We start from the raw sequence: 286 nt of genomic DNA on the forward strand, positions 1-286 counted from the left end.
ACGACGACGTGCTCACCGGGGCCGACTGGCCCGCGCGGCTGCACGCCGACCTGGCCGGGCTCGCGGACGACGTCGCCGCGTCGACCGGCCGGATCGTGGTGCCGGTGCCGGACACCCGGCGCCCCACCGACGACGAACGCGACACCCTCGCGCTCACCCGCGCCCGGTGGATCACGGCGGACATGGCGTACCGCCGGGACGCCCTGGCGGCCGTGGGTGGCTTCGACGAACGTTTCCCCCGTGCCTACCGGGAGGACGCCGACCTGGCGCTGCGGGTCCGGCGCCT

Annotated in this window: 1 pseudogene; it reads left to right on the forward strand. The window is 76.9% G+C overall.

The features are described from left to right. Positions 1-286 (forward strand): annotated as a pseudogene (locus tag SACPADRAFT_RS27420) (HAD-IIIA family hydrolase); the annotation flags it as partial.

This window comes from Saccharomonospora iraqiensis subsp. paurometabolica YIM 90007 (assembly GCF_000231035.2).
GTDB lineage: Bacteria > Actinomycetota > Actinomycetes > Mycobacteriales > Pseudonocardiaceae > Saccharomonospora > Saccharomonospora paurometabolica.